The organism is Lysobacter sp. P5_C4 (assembly GCF_054049695.1).
In genome coordinates, this window is sequence record NZ_JBFULX010000003.1 from 451,178 (window position 1) to 465,101 (window position 13,924).

General features: G+C 67.9%; 14 protein-coding genes. 7 read left to right on the top strand and 7 right to left on the bottom strand.

The annotated features are described in order from the left end of the window. Positions 1-58: 58 nt before the first annotated feature. Complete coding sequence (locus tag ACXJJ8_RS10105) at positions 59-415, top strand: hypothetical protein (protein WP_499029500.1); 357 nt, start codon at positions 59-61, stop codon at positions 413-415. Here the strand turns inward: ACXJJ8_RS10105 and ACXJJ8_RS10110 are convergent. After that, positions 339-851, bottom strand: a complete 513-nt coding sequence (locus tag ACXJJ8_RS10110; RefSeq protein ID WP_499029502.1) for a hypothetical protein — start codon at positions 849-851, stop codon at positions 339-341. The genes ACXJJ8_RS10105 and ACXJJ8_RS10110 overlap by 77 nt on opposite strands. A 142-nt stretch (positions 852-993) precedes the next feature. On the opposite strand from ACXJJ8_RS10110, the gene ACXJJ8_RS10115 reads away from it, so the two are divergent. Both ACXJJ8_RS10115 and kynU read left to right on the top strand, forming a co-directional pair. Then, entirely contained in the window at positions 994-2,010 is a 1,017-nt protein-coding gene (locus tag ACXJJ8_RS10115; protein ID WP_499029505.1) for an amidohydrolase family protein, read from the top strand. Between the two features lie 11 nt (positions 2,011-2,021). Continuing rightward, positions 2,022-3,311: a kynureninase gene (gene kynU, locus ACXJJ8_RS10120; RefSeq protein ID WP_499029507.1), complete on the top strand. Its 1,290-nt coding sequence runs from the start codon at positions 2,022-2,024 to the stop codon at positions 3,309-3,311. 7 nt (positions 3,312-3,318) lie between these two features. Here kynU and ACXJJ8_RS10125 read toward each other — a convergent pair whose 3' ends face one another. Next, complete coding sequence (locus ACXJJ8_RS10125; RefSeq protein WP_499029509.1) at positions 3,319-3,726, bottom strand: hypothetical protein; 408 nt, start codon at positions 3,724-3,726, stop codon at positions 3,319-3,321. A gap of 122 nt (positions 3,727-3,848) precedes the next feature. Between ACXJJ8_RS10125 and ACXJJ8_RS10130 the strand changes: the two genes are divergently transcribed. From ACXJJ8_RS10130 to ACXJJ8_RS10145, 4 genes are read left to right on the top strand one after another with little or no spacing between them, the layout of a single operon-like run. Beyond that, positions 3,849-5,204 (top strand): FAD-dependent oxidoreductase, encoded by a 1,356-nt coding sequence (locus tag ACXJJ8_RS10130; RefSeq protein ID WP_499029511.1) that lies wholly within the window; start codon positions 3,849-3,851, stop codon positions 5,202-5,204. 6 nt (positions 5,205-5,210) lie between these two features. Then, positions 5,211-6,656 carry an exodeoxyribonuclease I gene (gene sbcB / locus ACXJJ8_RS10135; protein WP_499029513.1) on the top strand — a complete coding sequence of 482 codons (1,446 nt, stop codon included), beginning with the start codon at positions 5,211-5,213 and terminating at the stop codon, positions 6,654-6,656. Beyond that, positions 6,653-7,339, top strand: a complete 687-nt coding sequence (locus ACXJJ8_RS10140) for a DUF2461 domain-containing protein (protein WP_499029516.1) — start codon at positions 6,653-6,655, stop codon at positions 7,337-7,339. Before sbcB ends, ACXJJ8_RS10140 begins: the two co-directional genes overlap by 4 nt. Before the next feature lie 3 nt (positions 7,340-7,342). Next, positions 7,343-7,915 carry a DUF2939 domain-containing protein gene (locus ACXJJ8_RS10145; protein WP_499029518.1) on the top strand — a complete coding sequence of 191 codons (573 nt, stop codon included), beginning with the start codon at positions 7,343-7,345 and terminating at the stop codon, positions 7,913-7,915. Here the strand turns inward: ACXJJ8_RS10145 and ACXJJ8_RS10150 are convergent. From ACXJJ8_RS10150 to ACXJJ8_RS10170, 5 genes are all read right to left on the bottom strand, one after another. Beyond that, positions 7,906-9,114, bottom strand: coding sequence for a porin (locus tag ACXJJ8_RS10150; protein WP_499029521.1), 1,209 nt, complete (start codon positions 9,112-9,114; stop codon positions 7,906-7,908). The two genes, ACXJJ8_RS10145 and ACXJJ8_RS10150, sit on opposite strands and share 10 nt — an antisense overlap. Then, positions 9,111-11,468 carry a putative bifunctional diguanylate cyclase/phosphodiesterase gene (locus tag ACXJJ8_RS10155; protein ID WP_499029523.1) on the bottom strand — a complete coding sequence of 786 codons (2,358 nt, stop codon included), beginning with the start codon at positions 11,466-11,468 and terminating at the stop codon, positions 9,111-9,113. The genes ACXJJ8_RS10150 and ACXJJ8_RS10155 overlap by 4 nt, the downstream gene beginning before the upstream one ends. Before the next feature lie 4 nt (positions 11,469-11,472). Next, a complete protein-coding gene (locus tag ACXJJ8_RS10160; RefSeq protein WP_499029525.1) occupies positions 11,473-12,072 on the bottom strand; it encodes a carboxypeptidase regulatory-like domain-containing protein in 600 nt (199 codons plus the stop codon). A gap of 124 nt (positions 12,073-12,196) precedes the next feature. Next, complete coding sequence (locus ACXJJ8_RS10165) at positions 12,197-13,111, bottom strand: 5'-nucleotidase (RefSeq protein ID WP_499029527.1); 915 nt, start codon at positions 13,109-13,111, stop codon at positions 12,197-12,199. 1 nt (position 13,112) lies between these two features. Further along, positions 13,113-13,898: an NAD kinase gene (locus ACXJJ8_RS10170; RefSeq protein ID WP_499029606.1), complete on the bottom strand. Its 786-nt coding sequence runs from the start codon at positions 13,896-13,898 to the stop codon at positions 13,113-13,115. Positions 13,899-13,924 lie beyond the last annotated feature (26 nt).

Sequence of the window (13,924 nt, forward strand, 5' to 3'; positions counted from 1 at the left end):
GCGCGTGTCCGTTCGCAGCCGCGCATCCCGTCTTGCAGTGGAGCGACCGGGATGCACGATGGGCACGATCCACACACTCCACGCGCGCAGGACTGCAGTCGATGCACCGATCACCGTGACGGCGCACGGTTTCTCATGCGGTGCGCTGTTCGTCGCCTGGCAAACGGTGCACGAGATCCGCGCGTGGGCGTGCGATCACGCCGCGTCGAACGTGGCGTATCTGGCGTTCTCCGTTGGCGAGTCGTGCATCGTGGTCGGCGAAGAACGCCCGGGGTTCGAAGCGCTCGACGCCGCGATGCGGGCGGCCTTCCCGAATACGGCGACGTGGCGCGACTGCGTCACGCTGGCGCCCGGCGAGCGAAACGAGACGGTGCTGTATCGCCGGCGCCCACCTTCTTCTTCCCCACCCACTTGAATTCGTCCGCGCGCATGCGCAGCGCGTGCGCCTGGTCGATCGTGTCGCGCGACTGGAACTCGCGCATCGCGGCGGCACTCTCGCCATCCAACAGGCGCGTGACACCCTGGACGACGCCTTCGGTCACCGTCCGCGTCTTCAGCGGAACCACCAGGAACACGCGCGTCTTCCAGTCGAAGGCCCAGCAGCCCGCCTGCACCTTGCCCGCGCGCTGGATGCGGGCCCCGCCATGGAAACTGGCCTGGTTGCACGCGGCGGGCATTTCGTCGGTGAGGCGGATCGAAGCACCGTCCCCGGTATCGGCGGTGGCGATCACGGCCGCGTGCGCGGGCAAGCCCCACCCGATCGCCAGGAGCACGGCGATCCACGACATCCCTGCGTTCGGAACCGCCTTGCCCATCGCGACGCCCTCTTCGTCCGCCGGCAGTATGCGCACATCTCCGTCGGCGTCAGCCGCAGGTCCTGGCCGACCCGTCGAGCGCATCCAACCCCGGCTCCGGTAATCTTCGCAATGGCGTGCGCAAGCAGGCTGCGAGGTTTCACCATAACAATCTGATTCCCAAGAGCTTTTCCTGACGATGCTCAAGATCGACACCCACGCCCACTTCCTGCCGCGCGATTGGCCCGACCTCGCCGCCAAATACGGCGACCTGCGTTTCCCGGTCATCCATCACGGCGACGACGGGCGGCACCGCATCTACAAGGACGGCAAGTTCTTCCGCGAAATCTGGCCGAAGACCTGGGACCCGAAGATCCGCCTGGACGACTACGCGCGCTTCGATGTGCAGGTGCAGGTGATCAGCACCGTGCCGGTGATGTTCAGTTACTGGGCCAAGGCGCACCACGCGCTCGAATTGCACCAGGCGCTCAACGATCACACGGCCGAAGCTTGCCGCGCGTATCCGAAGCATTACGCCGGCATCGGCACGGTGCCGCTGCAATCGCCGTCGCTGGCCGTGCGCGAACTGGAACGCTGCATGGACCAACTGGACTTGCAGGGCGTGCAGATCGGTTCGCACGTCAACGACTGGAACCTCGACGCGCCGGAGCTGTTCGAATTCTTCGAAGCGGCGAGCGAGTTGGGCGCCGCGATCCTCGTACACCCGTGGGACATGATGGGCGCAGAGTCCATGCCCAAGTACTGGCTGCCGTGGCTCGTCGGCATGCCGGCCGAGCAATCGCGCGCCGCGTGCTGCCTGGTCTTCGGCGGCGTGCTCGAACGCTTGCCGAACCTGCGCATCTGCATGGCGCACGGCGGCGGCAGTTTCCCTTACACGATCGGCCGCATCGAACACGGTTTCAACATGCGGCCCGATCTCGTCGCCACCGACAACTTCCGCAACCCCCGCGAATATCTGTCGCGGCTGTATTTCGATTCGTGGGTCGCCGATCCGCGCGCGCTGCAATACCTGATCGACACCTGCGGCGCCGAACGCATCATGCTCGGCACCGACTACCCCTTCCCGCTCGGCGAACAGGAGCCGGGCGCCGGCATCGCCGCCCTCGCCCTGTCCGACACCGAGCAGGCCCGCCTTTACCACGGCACCGCACTGGAATGGCTCGGGCTGCACGCCTCGCGCTTCCAGGGCGCCTGAAGCATTTGCACATGACCGACGCACTGTTCGACATCGACCGCATCCGCGCGCTCGATGCCGCCGACCCGCTCCGCGATTTCCGCAACGACTTCCACATCCCCGTCCACGACGGCGCGCCGCAGGCGTACTTCTGCGGCAACTCGCTCGGCCTGCAGCCGAAGGGCGCGCGCGCGATGGTCGAGGAAGTGCTCGACAAATGGGCGAACGAAGCCGTCGAAGGCCACTTCCTCGAACCCGCGCCGTGGATGCCGTACCACGGCCTGGTCCGCAATGCGCTCGCAGGCGTCGTTGGCGCGGAGCCCGCGGAAGTCGTGGCGATGAACACGCTGACGGCCAACCTGCACCTGATGCTGGTGAGCTTCTATCGCCCGACGCGCGAGCGCCCGGCGATCCTGATGGAAGCCGGCGCGTTTCCGTCCGACCGACATGCGCTGGAATCCCAGGTGCGCTTCCACGGGTTCGATCCGGCGACCGACCTGATCGAACTGGAGCCCGATGAAGCCGACGGCACGTTCTCGATGGCAGCCATCGAGCGCGCGATCGCCGAGCACGGCCCGCGACTTGCGGCCATCGCCTGGCCCGGCGTGCAATATCGCACCGGACAAGCTTTCGACCTGAAAGAGATCGCGCGCCTCGGGCATGCAGCCGGTGCGATCGTCGGTTTCGATCTCGCGCATGCGGTCGGCAACCTGCCGGTGCAATTGCACGACAGCGACGCCGACTTCGCCGTGTGGTGCCACTACAAGTACATGAACTCGGGCCCGGGCGCGGTGGCCGGCTGCTTCGTGCACGCGCGCCACGCGAACACCACGCGCCCGCGTTTCGCGGGTTGGTGGGGACACGACCAGGCCTCGCGCTTCCGCATGGACGGGCGCTTCGTGCCGACGCCGGGCGCCGATGGCTGGCAATTGAGCAATCCGCCGATCCTGGGCCTGGCGCCCTTGCGCGCGTCACTCGACGTGTTCGCGCGTGCGAGCATGGACCGGTTGCGCGCGCGTTCGGTCGAGCTGACGGCGTATCTGGAATCGCTGATTCGTGCGCGGCTGTCGGACACGCTGCAGATCGTCACGCCCCGGGAAAGCGAACGTCGCGGCGCGCAACTGTCGCTGCGTGTCGTCCAGGGCCGCGGATTGACCGGACGCGCGGCTGGGCGCGACCTGTTCGAACGCCTCGCGACGCGCGGCGTGGTGGGCGATTGGCGCGAGCCCGACGTCATTCGCATCTCGCCGGCGCCGCTTTACAACACGCGTGAAGACGTCCTGCGGTTCGCGAACGAAGTGGCGCGTTGGCGCGAAGGCTGACGCGCGCTCAGTGGCGAACCATCACGAACAATCCGGGCGTGGCGGGCACGTGGTAGCCGTCTTCGACATCGTAGACGCCGTCCGGGCCGCGCGCGATGAGCCCGAACGAGCAAACCGCGCCCCCGCAACGCTGTTCGATGGCCATCGTGAACAGGCAACTGTCCGGATGCCCCTGCACTTTCACCATCGCGAAGATGCCGAAGGCCAAACACGCGCCCTGCACGCGTTTGCACGTGGCCGCGATGCCGTCGATCGTCGCTTCGTCTTCGTCCCGGGAAACGATGTGGGCCAGTTCCCCGTCCAGTTGCACGGCCAGGCCGAAGATCTCGAATCGATGCTCCGAAAGCTTCGTCGCTGCAATGCGGAGCAGCGTGTTGGTGAGGTCGAGCATCTGGTCTTCGGTGGCGACGTGCATGACACATTCCGGTGTTTACGACGCCCCGAGTCTGCAACGCACCCCCGCGTGAGGTGCATCTGGAAAGTGCAAGGCCGGACGGCGATGGCGGACGCGCGGACACACTGGCACCATTGGGCACCATGAATCGCCACCTCACCATCGTCGGCGCGGGCCTCGCCGGCGGGTTGCTCGCCACCTTGCTCGCACAACGCGGTTGGTCCGTCGACGTGTTCGAACGCCGCGGCGATCCGCGCCTGAAAGGCTACGCGGGCGGCCGCTCGATCAACCTCGCGCTCGCCGAGCGTGGCTTGCACGCGTTGCGCGCGGCAGGCGCCGACGGCGCGGTGCTCGACAAGGCCGTCATGATGCGCGGCCGCAGGGTGCACTCGGCCGATGGCGGACAACAGTTGTTGCGTTACGGCAAGGACGACTCGGAAGTCATCTGGTCGGTGAGCCGCGGCGAGCTCAACATCACGCTGCTCGATGCCGCGCAACGCGCGGGCGCGCGACTGCATTTCGACCAACGCCTGGACACCGTCGACTTCGACGCGATGCGCGCCACGTTCGTCGACGACACCAACGCGCAGCGAACCGAACACGCCTTCACCGCCCTGCTCGGCGCCGATGGCGCGGGCTCGGCACTGCGCACGGCGATGCAGCAGCGCGAACACCTCGGCGAGCGCACCGAATCGCTCGGCCACGGCTACAAGGAACTCGAGATTCCGCCGGCGACCGACGGCGGGTTTCGAATCGAGGCGAACGCCCTGCACATCTGGCCGCGTGGCCATTACATGTGCATCGCGTTGCCGAACGACGAGCGCACGTTCACGGTCACCTTGTTCCTGCCGCTGTCGGGAGATCCGAGCTTCGAAACCGTGCGCACCGGTGCCGATGCACGCGCGTTCTTCGAGCGCGACTTCGGAGACGCCGTCCCGTTGATCCCCGATCTGGAAGCCGACTTCGAACGCAATCCGATCGGCCAGTTGTCGACGCTGTACCTCGATCGCTGGCACATCGACGGCCGCGCCGTGCTGCTGGGCGATGCGGCGCACGCGATGGTGCCCTTCCATGGCCAGGGCATGAACTGCGCGTTCGAAGACTGTGTCGCACTCGCCGATCATCTCGAGCGCACGCCGGACCTGTCGCAGGCCTTCGCCGCCTTCGAAGCCGAGCGCCTGCCGAATGCACGTGCGATCCAGGCGATGGCGCTGGAAAACTACCTGGAAATGCGCGCACGCGTCGACGAGCCGGATTTCCTCCTGCAGCGCGACCTGGAACGCGAACTGGCGCAGCGCCATCCCACGCGCTTCGTTCCGCGCTACGCGATGGTGACGTTCCGGCGCCTGCCCTATGCGGTCGCATTCGAACGAGGCCGCGTGCAGCGCGAATTGCTGGTCGAAGCGACGCAGGGCCATGCATCGCTCGACGGCATCGACCGCGCGTGGCTCGATGCGGAAGTCGAACGCCGCCTGCCACCGCTTCCCGTCGAAGGCTGAGGACGCGTGGCGGCGAGCTTCCTCTTTTACGACCTGGAAACCTTCGGCGGCGATCCGCGCAGGACGCGCATCGCGCAGTTCGCGGCGTTGCGCACCGACGCCGACCTCAATGCGGTCGAGCCCCCGATCAGCCTGTTCGTGCAACCGGCGGACGATCTGCTGCCCTCGCCCGCCGCGACCCTGATCACCGGCATCACGCCGCAGCGCGCCCTTGCCGAGGGCGTGAACGAGCCCACTGCGTTCGCGCGGATCTTCGAGGAGATGGCGCGGCCGGAAACCTGCACGCTCGGCTACAACTCCCTGCGCTTCGACGACGAGTTCGTGCGCTGCGGTTTCTTCCGCAACTTCTACGATCCCTACGAGCGCGAGTGGCGCGGCGGCAATTCGCGCTGGGATCTGCTGGATGTCCTGCGCATGGCCTACGCGCTGCGCCCGGAAGGGATCGCATGGCCCTTGCGCGACGATGGCGGCGCCTCGTTTCGCCTGGAGCATCTGGCCACGGCGAACGATGTTCGCGAAGGCGACGCGCATGAAGCGTTGTCCGACGTGCTCGCGCTGGTGGCCCTCGCGCGGAAGCTCAAGCAGGCGCAGCCGAAACTCTGGGACTACGCGCTTGGCTTGCGTGACAAACGCCACGTCGCGCAGCTGGTCGATCCTGTCCGCATGCAGCCGGTCCTGCATGTCTCGCAACGGTTTCCCGCAACGCGCATGAGCAGTGCGCCCGTGGTGCCCATCGCGCGGCATCCGCAGATCGACAGCCGGGTGATCGTGTATGACCTGGACCAGGACCCCGAAGCGCTGCTGGCGCTTTCGCCCGAAGACATCGCCGACCACCTCTACACGCCATCGGCCGATCTGCCCGAGGGCGCGGTGCGTGTCGCGTTGAAGGAGATCCACGTCAACCGCTGCCCGATCATCGTGCAGTGGGAACATCTGCGCGAAGCCGATTACGCGCGCCTGTCGATCGACCGAGTGAAAAGCGAGGCCCGCGCCCAGCGCCTGCGCGACGCGGGCCCCGCACTGGCGGAGAAAGTGCGCCGCGTGTATTCGGCAGTGCGTGCGCGCAGTGAACGCGGCGATGTCGACGGATCGATCTACGACGGCTTCCTCGGCGATGGCGACAAGCGCAAGTTCGCCACGGTGCGTTCGCTGCCGCCCGACGCGCTCGCCTCGCACGCGTTCGATTTCAAGGACCCGCGCATGGACGAGTTGCTGTTCCGCTATCGCGCGCGCAACTACCCCGAAACGCTGCACGCTGCCGATCGCACGCGTTGGGACGATTACCGCCGGGAGCGCCTGACGCGCGACGCGGGGCTGTCCGAATACACCTTCGACACGTTTTTCGCCGAAATCGCTGCATTTCGCGCCGCGCATGCGGGGCATGGGCCGAAACTCGCGCTCCTCGATGCGCTGGAGGATTGGGGGCGGCAGCGCGCCGCCGAATTGTCATGACGACGTACTTCACGCAAGCCAGCTTCAAGTTTCTGCGCGGTCTTGCGCGCCACAACGATCGCGCCTGGTTCCTCGCGCACAAGGCCGAATACGACACGCACGTGCGCGCGCCGTTCCAGCGCCTGCTGGCCGACCTCGTGCCCGCCATCGCGGCGCTCAGCGCGCAATATCGCGTCGATCCGAGGCCCGTCGGCGGCTCGCTGTATCGCATCCAGCGCGACACGCGCTTCGCGAACGACAAGACGCCTTACAAGACCTGGCAAGGCGCGCGGCTGATGCATGCGCGCGGGCGGCAGGTCGAGGCGCCCTTGTTCTATTTCCACCTGCAACCCGGGCGTTGCTTCGTCGGTGCGGGCGTCTGGCATTCTCCGACGCCGGTGCAGCGGCAGATCCGACAGTTCATCGTCGACAACCCGTCGGGCTGGAAGGCCGCGGCGCATGGCACTGCGTTCCGCAAGCGCTTCGACCTGGACGACAGCGACATGCTGGTGCGCACGCCGAAGGGATTTCCCGAAGATTTCCCGTTCCCCGACGATCTGCGCCGCCGCAACTTCGTCGCCGAGCGCGGGATCGACGATGCGACGATGCTCGGGCCGCGCTTGCGGGAGACGCTCGCCCTGGACCTGGCGGCGCTGGGGCCCTTCGTCGACTATCTTTGTGCTGCGCTGGACCTGGAGTATTGAGGCATGAAGAAGTGGATCGCACTGTCCATCGCCGCCATCGCGTTGGTGTTCGCCTGGGTCGCGGCGGGCCCGTACATGACGATCCGTGCGATCCAGCATGCCGTGCAGGCGCAGGATGGGGGTGAACTCGCCGAACAGGTCGATTTCCCCGCGGTGCGCGCCAGTCTCAAGGCGCAGATGGTCGACGAGATGATCCGCCAGGCCGGTCCCGACGTGCAGACCAATCCCTTCGGCGCGATCGCGCTGACGATGGCAACGGGCGTGGTCAACGGACTCGTCGACGGCATGGTCAATCCGGGTGGGCTCACCGCCGTGATGCAGGGCCGGCGCCTGTGGAAGAACTCGAAGGAGAGCTTCGAGCGCCCGCCGCTGGATCCGAAGGGCGCCCCCTTGCCGGCGGCGCCCCCGTCCAAACCCCTCGACAACGCGACGATGCGTTACGAATCGGCCTCGCGCTTCACCGCGACGATCCGCGACGAACAGGGCAAGCCTGTCGTCTTCGTCCTCAAGCGCGACGGGTTGCGTTGGCGCCTGGCGGATATCCGGTTGCCGCTCGGCGCTCCGGCTCAGAAGTAGAACCGCACCGCCAGCTGTGCCTGCACGTCGACCTGGCGCGGATCCAGCCCTGCGCGCTGGCGCTGGTTGCGCGCGCTGTCGATGCGCAGCACTTCGCCGATGAGGCGGATGCGGTCGTTCGGTCGCCAGTTGAGTGCAGCGGTGACGCCGTTGCCGTGTTCGCCAAGCCAGGCCGGCGCACCGTTCATGGTTTGCGCGACCTGGAACAGGTCGACGCGCAACGCAGGTTCCCACGCGCCGAACGCGCGCGTCGCGAGCACGTAGCCCGCGTTGAAATCGGTGTCGAAGACCATCGTCGGATCGGGCGCGATGCGCGTGGTGCCCGTCATCGCCTGGCCGACGAGCAACCATTCGCCGAATCGGTGCCGTGCACCCACCGACCACAATCGCGTGTGCCAGCCGTATACGTCGCGCGCGCCGTAGTGCGTGTCGCGGCTCGGGTCGGTGCGGTTGTCGTAGTACAGCACACGCGCGCGATCGTCCCCGGCTTCGCGATCCAGCGCGACATACGCGCCGAGGCGATCGTCGATCTCGGTGAATGGCTTGAAACGCATGGGGACCGGTTCGTAGACCATCTCGGCGTAGACGTCGGGTTGGCGAACGCTCGTGTCCAGGCCCGAGGTGAGATCGCCCATCGCCCAGCCGCGCGAGGCGAGCAACTCGCCGGCCGGATCGTTGCGGCCGAACAGCGCCGCGCGCGCGCTCCACGTCGCCTCTTCGCCACGATGTTCCAGGCGGAACTCGCTGCCGAAGACCCGCAATTCCTCGCCGACCCAACTGTCGATCGCCGACGGCGTGAGCGTCCACGGGCTCGTCCAGCCCACGCCATCGTTCTCCATCGAGATCGGCGGGAAGAACATGCCGGCCGTCGCGGAGAAGCGCCATGCCGTGGTCGACACCGGGCGCCAGCGTGCCCATGCATCCAGCAGGTCGGCATCGGGTTTCAAGTCGGGGACGTATTGCGCGGCGGCCGACAGGAGCCATGAATCGCTCGCCTGCCAACTGACGTCGAGTGCGGCGTTCCCACCCAGGGCCTCATCGCCGGCGCCGAAGCGCGTCTTGCCCAGGCCGCCGTCGCGCCACGCGCGCTCCTCCGGCGTGGTGGTGGCCCGCGCTTCGAGGAAGCCGCGCACTTCGACAGCCTGCGCCTGCGCGATGCACCCCCAGGTGGCGAATGCAAGCAACGCGGTGCGCTTCATGCTTCGACCCCCGTTCGCGCCGAGACCAGCGAGAGGAACGCTTGCGCCGACAACGGGCGCCCCACCTGGTAACCCTGTGCGTGATCGCAATGCATCTCGCGCAACATCTCGATCGTGCGCGCATCCTCGACGCCTTCGGCCGTCACGCGATAGCCCAGGTCGTGCCCGAGGTCGACGATCGAGCGCACGATCGCGCGGTCCTCGCGCGATTCGGACAGATGCGCGATGAACGTGCGATCGATCTTGAGTTCGCGCACGGGCAGGCGCCGCAGATAGGCGAACGAGGATTGCCCGACGCCGAAATCGTCGATCGCCAGTTCGATGCCCTGCTCCGCCAGGCGCCGCAGCACCGAGATGGCGGTTTCCGGCTTGCCCATGATCGCGCTTTCGGTGATTTCCAGGACGACGCGCGAGGGCGACACACCGTGCGCCGCGAGCAGGCCGGCGACGCGGCGCGGCAAATCCACATCATCCAGGTCGCGTGCCGAAACATTGAGCGAAATGCGCAGGTCTTCGCCCGACGCCTGCCAGCGCCCCGCTTCTTCGATGCCCGCGCCCAGCACCCAGCGCGTGAGGCGCCGGATGTTGCCGGTTTCTTCAGCAAGCGCGATGAACGCGTCGGGCGCAAGCGGGCCGGCGACCGGATGCCGCCAACGCAGCAGGCCTTCGGCGCCGTCGATGCGGCCCGTCGGCAGGTGCAGCTTCGGCTGGTACACGAGTTCGAGCTCGCCATGCAGGCCCGGCGCGCCTTCGAGCACCTTGCGCAGGTCGCTCATCAGCGACAGGCGTTCGGGGCGATGCGGGTCCGTCGCCGGGTCGTAGACCGCCACCGGTTCCTCGGTGCCCATCGCGCCGAGCAAGGCGACTTCGGCGCGGCGCAACAAGGTGCTCGCTTCGCCGCCGTGCATCGGCGAAAGCGCGATGCCCACGGCAGGCGACAGATCCAGGGTGAACTCCGCCTCGCGATACGGCTCGGACAAGGCTTCGACGAAACGCAGTGCGACGTTGACCGCCTGGCTGCGCGTGGCCGAGGGGAGGAAGACCGAGAATTCGTCGTCGGTCGCGCGTGCGACGAGGCCATCGCCCGCGATCGGCGCGATGCGGTGCGCCGCGTCGGCCATCAGGCGATCGCTGACGACGTGGCCCATCGTGTTGATGATGTCCGGCAAGCGCGCCAGGCCGATCATCAGCAACGCCGCGCGCGCCGACGGGTTGGCTTCGAGTGCGCCGCCGATCGCCGTTTCGGCGGCCATGCGGTTCGGCAGGCCGGTGACGAGGTCGTGGCCGGCCTGGTGGCGGATGCGTGCCTCGCGTTCGCGCAGGGCCTGCACCATGTGCGAGAACGCGCCGGCGAGTTGGCCGAGTTCGTCGCGACGCTTGTGCGAAGGCGGGATGACCGCGTCGTCGCCCTCGGCGATGCGCCGCGCGGCATCGGCAAGGGCTTCGACCGGGCGCGACACACTGCGCGCGATCAGGAAGGCCACCATCAGGCCGACGAGCAGGCCGATCCCGAGCAGCAGCGCCCAGGCCGAGCCGACCGAGCGATAGGGCTCCAACGCGGCGTCGACCGAATAGCCCAGCACCGCGACGACCGGCGCGCTGCGCTTGGAGTGCGACAACGACACCGCCTGCGCGACGTAATCGCGCCCTTCGATATCGATCAATACCGGGCGCGTGGCCAACGCGGGGACTTGCGCCGCGAGCGCGGGCGTCACGTCCACGTGCGCATCGCCGCCCGCCTGCGCGAGGATGCGCCAGCGCGTGTCGGCGCCGCGCGTGGCCAGTTCGATGCGTCGGGGCAACGCCGACTGGCGTTGGAGGCGATCGAGCAGGCGACTGTCGACCGGGATCGCCGCGGCGATGAAGCCAACCAGGTCCGGCGCCGACACCGGCACGACGACGACCCAATACGCGCTGCCATCCCACGCGGCGATCGCGGAGGCGGGCGCTTCGAGCGCATGTTCGGTCAGGTCGGAGAACGGAAACGCGGCGCCCGGCGCGAACTTGCCTTCGGTGTCGGCTTCGACGCGACCCTCCACGTCGACCAGCAGCATCCGCGTGGCACCCACCCGCTTGCCGTGGTTGCGCAGCGCGGACACGACCGTTGCATGGTCGCGCTGCGCGATCGCCGAGCGCAGCGCGAAATCCAGCGCGAGCACCTGCACGCTGGCCGCGACGCGGCTGGACAGTTCATCGAGTTGCCCGGCGAACGCGCGCGAGGCGACATCCAGCTGCCGCTGCCCTTCCCCGATCAACTCGGCGCGCGTCACCCGATAGATGAACACCGCGGTCAAACCCTGCACCACCACCAGCGCGGCGACGAAGAACGATGCGAGGCGGACGCGGAAATTCATGGCGTCAGTAGTGCGTGTGCTCGCGATCGAACTGGCGCCGCGAGTCGGGACGCAAAGTCAGCGGGAAGACGACGTTCCTGGTTTCCTGCGCGGCGAGCACGATGGCTTGCTGGCGCAGGTCGGGCCGGCCGGGAGGCAGGCGTGGTTGCCACACGCGGACCTCGAAGGGCCCGGCCGGCAATCCGTCGAAGGACACGCGCCCGGTGCCATCCGTACGCGCGGCGTACGGAGCATCGGTGATGTAGAGATAACTGATCATGCCGTCGTGGATGTTGCAGCCCACCGCGACCACGCCCGTCCTGGTGAGCGACATCGGCGCCGAGCGCCCGTTCGCGTCGACGACCATTTCGAACGGCTTGGCCGGCGAGAAGGAATACACGTGGTGCCGCGTGCCATCGCTGTTGCGGAACACGAGCGTGTCGCCGGGATGGAAGACCTCGACGTACGGCAGGAACGTCAGGTTTTTCTGGTCGACGATGCGCGCGACGGGCACGGGGCGCGGCCCGACGCCAAGCACGGTGACCACCGCATCGGCCACGGGTTTGCCCGCGCGATCGGTGACCTCCACCGACAACGACGCGGCCCGCGTCCAGGACGAAAGCATCAGCAACCCAAGGAACAAAACCCCGCACACCCCGTGCCGCATGTCGTCCCCCCGGTCGACATCCCCTATCCGCGCAGCCTAGCCGACCCTTCGGCCGCCAGTGTGAACGGAAGTGCCGCTCCGTTCAGTCCGCCTTCGCCGGCTCGTTGGACACCCCGTGCGGCACGTGGCCGGCGGCCACGTGGCGCCGCGCCGAGTCGATGTTGTGCAGCGAGTCGTCGAAGAAGATGTCCGCGCCGAAGGTTTCCAGGAACGGCCCCTTCGGCCGCCCGCCGAGGAACAGCGCCTCGTCCAGGCGCACGTCCCATTCGCGCAGGGTGCGGATCACGCGCTCGTGCGCGGGCGCGCTGCGTGCGGTGACCAGCGCGGTGCGGATCGGCGCGGCATCCCCCACCGGGAAGGCGGCCTGCAGGCGATGCAGGGCATCGAGGAAGCCGCGGAACGGGCCACCCGACAGCGGTTCGTGCGCCCGCGTGGTTTCGTGGTCGTGGAAGGCGGCCAGGCCCTGCTCCTGCGACACGCGTTCGGATTCGTCGCCGAAAATCACCGCGTCGCCGTCGAAGGCGATGCGCAGTTGGCCGTGCGTCTGCGCGGCGGCCTTCGCCGGCAGGATGGTCGCGGCGGCGACGTCGTGTTCGAGCGCGCGGCGCACGCTCTCGGGGTTCGCCGACAGGAACAGGTGTGCGCCGAAGGGCCGGATGTAGGGCCACGTCGGCGCACCGGAGGTGAATGTCGCGCGCGAGATGTCGAGCCCGTGGTGGCGGATCGAGTTGAAGATGCGCAGGCCCGTGTCCGAGGAATTGCGCGAGAGCAGGATCACTTCCACGCGCGGCGCAGCGGCGCCTTCGTTCAGGGCGAGCAGCTTGCGCACCAACGGGAACGCGATGCCGGGCGCGAGCGCGGCGTCTTCGTTCTCGCGCTGATGCGCCTGGTAGGCGGCGATGCCTTCGCGTTCCCAAAGTTCGTGGCTGTGCTCCAGGTCGAACAATGCGCGCGAGGTGATCGCGACGGTCAGCGGCGGATGGCGTTCGGCGCCCACGTCACACCACGAATTGTTCGCTGAGGATCCGTTCCTCGAGGTTGTGCTCCGGATCGAACAGCAAGGTGACGGTGCGTTCGCTCGATTCGCGGATGGTGACTTCGACCACGTCGCGCACTTCGTGCGAATCGGCGGTCACGCTCACGGGGCGCTTGTAGGGATCGAGCACGCGGAAACGGACTTCGGTATCGGCCTTCAGCAAGGCACCGCGCCAACGGCGCGGGCGGAACGGCGCGAGCGGGGTCAGCGCGATCAGGCGCGAACCCAGCGGCAGGATCGGGCCGTGCGCCGAATAATTGTAGGCCGTGCTGCCCGCGGAGGTCGCGACCAACACGCCGTCGCAGATCAACTCCTCCAGGCGCGGCTTGCCGTTGAGGTCGATCGCCACGTGCGCGGCCTGTCGCGTCTGCCGCAGCAAGGAGACTTCGTTGTAGGCAAGCGAACCGACACTCGCGCCCGATTCGGTCTGCGCCACCATCTCCAGCGGCCGCAGCACGGCGGGTTCGGCCGATGCGATGCGCTGCATCAACGCCTGCCCGACCGCGGGTTCGTCGCGATGGTGGTTCATCAGGAAACCGACGGTGCCCAGCTTCATGCCGAACACCGGCTTGCCCAGGCCGCCATGGCGGTGGAGCGTTTGCAGCATGAAGCCGTCGCCGCCGAGGGCGACGATGACGTCGGACGCATCGGGTTCGCATTGCCCGTGCCCCTGGATCAGCGCCGCGAGCGCCTTCTGGGCCTCTTCGGCCGGACTGGCGAGGAACGACAGGCGCGGCGAAGCGGGCAGGCTGTTGTTCGGAGTCATGCGGGCGA

Bases quoted from the DNA above. Each gene is read 5' to 3' on its own strand.
- ACXJJ8_RS10105 (WP_499029500.1), top strand. From the start codon at position 59: ATGGGCACGATCCACACACTCCACGCGCGCAGGACTGCAGTCGATGCA.
- ACXJJ8_RS10115 (WP_499029505.1), top strand. From the start codon at position 994: ATGCTCAAGATCGACACCCACGCCCACTTCCTGCCGCGCGATTGGCCC.
- kynU (WP_499029507.1), top strand. From the start codon at position 2,022: ATGACCGACGCACTGTTCGACATCGACCGCATCCGCGCGCTCGATGCC.
- ACXJJ8_RS10125 (WP_499029509.1), bottom strand. From the start codon at position 3,726: ATGCACGTCGCCACCGAAGACCAGATGCTCGACCTCACCAACACGCTG.
- ACXJJ8_RS10130 (WP_499029511.1), top strand. From the start codon at position 3,849: ATGAATCGCCACCTCACCATCGTCGGCGCGGGCCTCGCCGGCGGGTTG.
- ACXJJ8_RS10140 (WP_499029516.1), top strand. From the start codon at position 6,653: ATGACGACGTACTTCACGCAAGCCAGCTTCAAGTTTCTGCGCGGTCTT.
- ACXJJ8_RS10145 (WP_499029518.1), top strand. From the start codon at position 7,343: ATGAAGAAGTGGATCGCACTGTCCATCGCCGCCATCGCGTTGGTGTTC.
- ACXJJ8_RS10150 (WP_499029521.1), bottom strand. From the start codon at position 9,114: ATGAAGCGCACCGCGTTGCTTGCATTCGCCACCTGGGGGTGCATCGCG.
- ACXJJ8_RS10155 (WP_499029523.1), bottom strand. From the start codon at position 11,468: ATGAATTTCCGCGTCCGCCTCGCATCGTTCTTCGTCGCCGCGCTGGTG.
- ACXJJ8_RS10160 (WP_499029525.1), bottom strand. From the start codon at position 12,072: ATGCTTTCGTCCTGGACGCGGGCCGCGTCGTTGTCGGTGGAGGTCACC.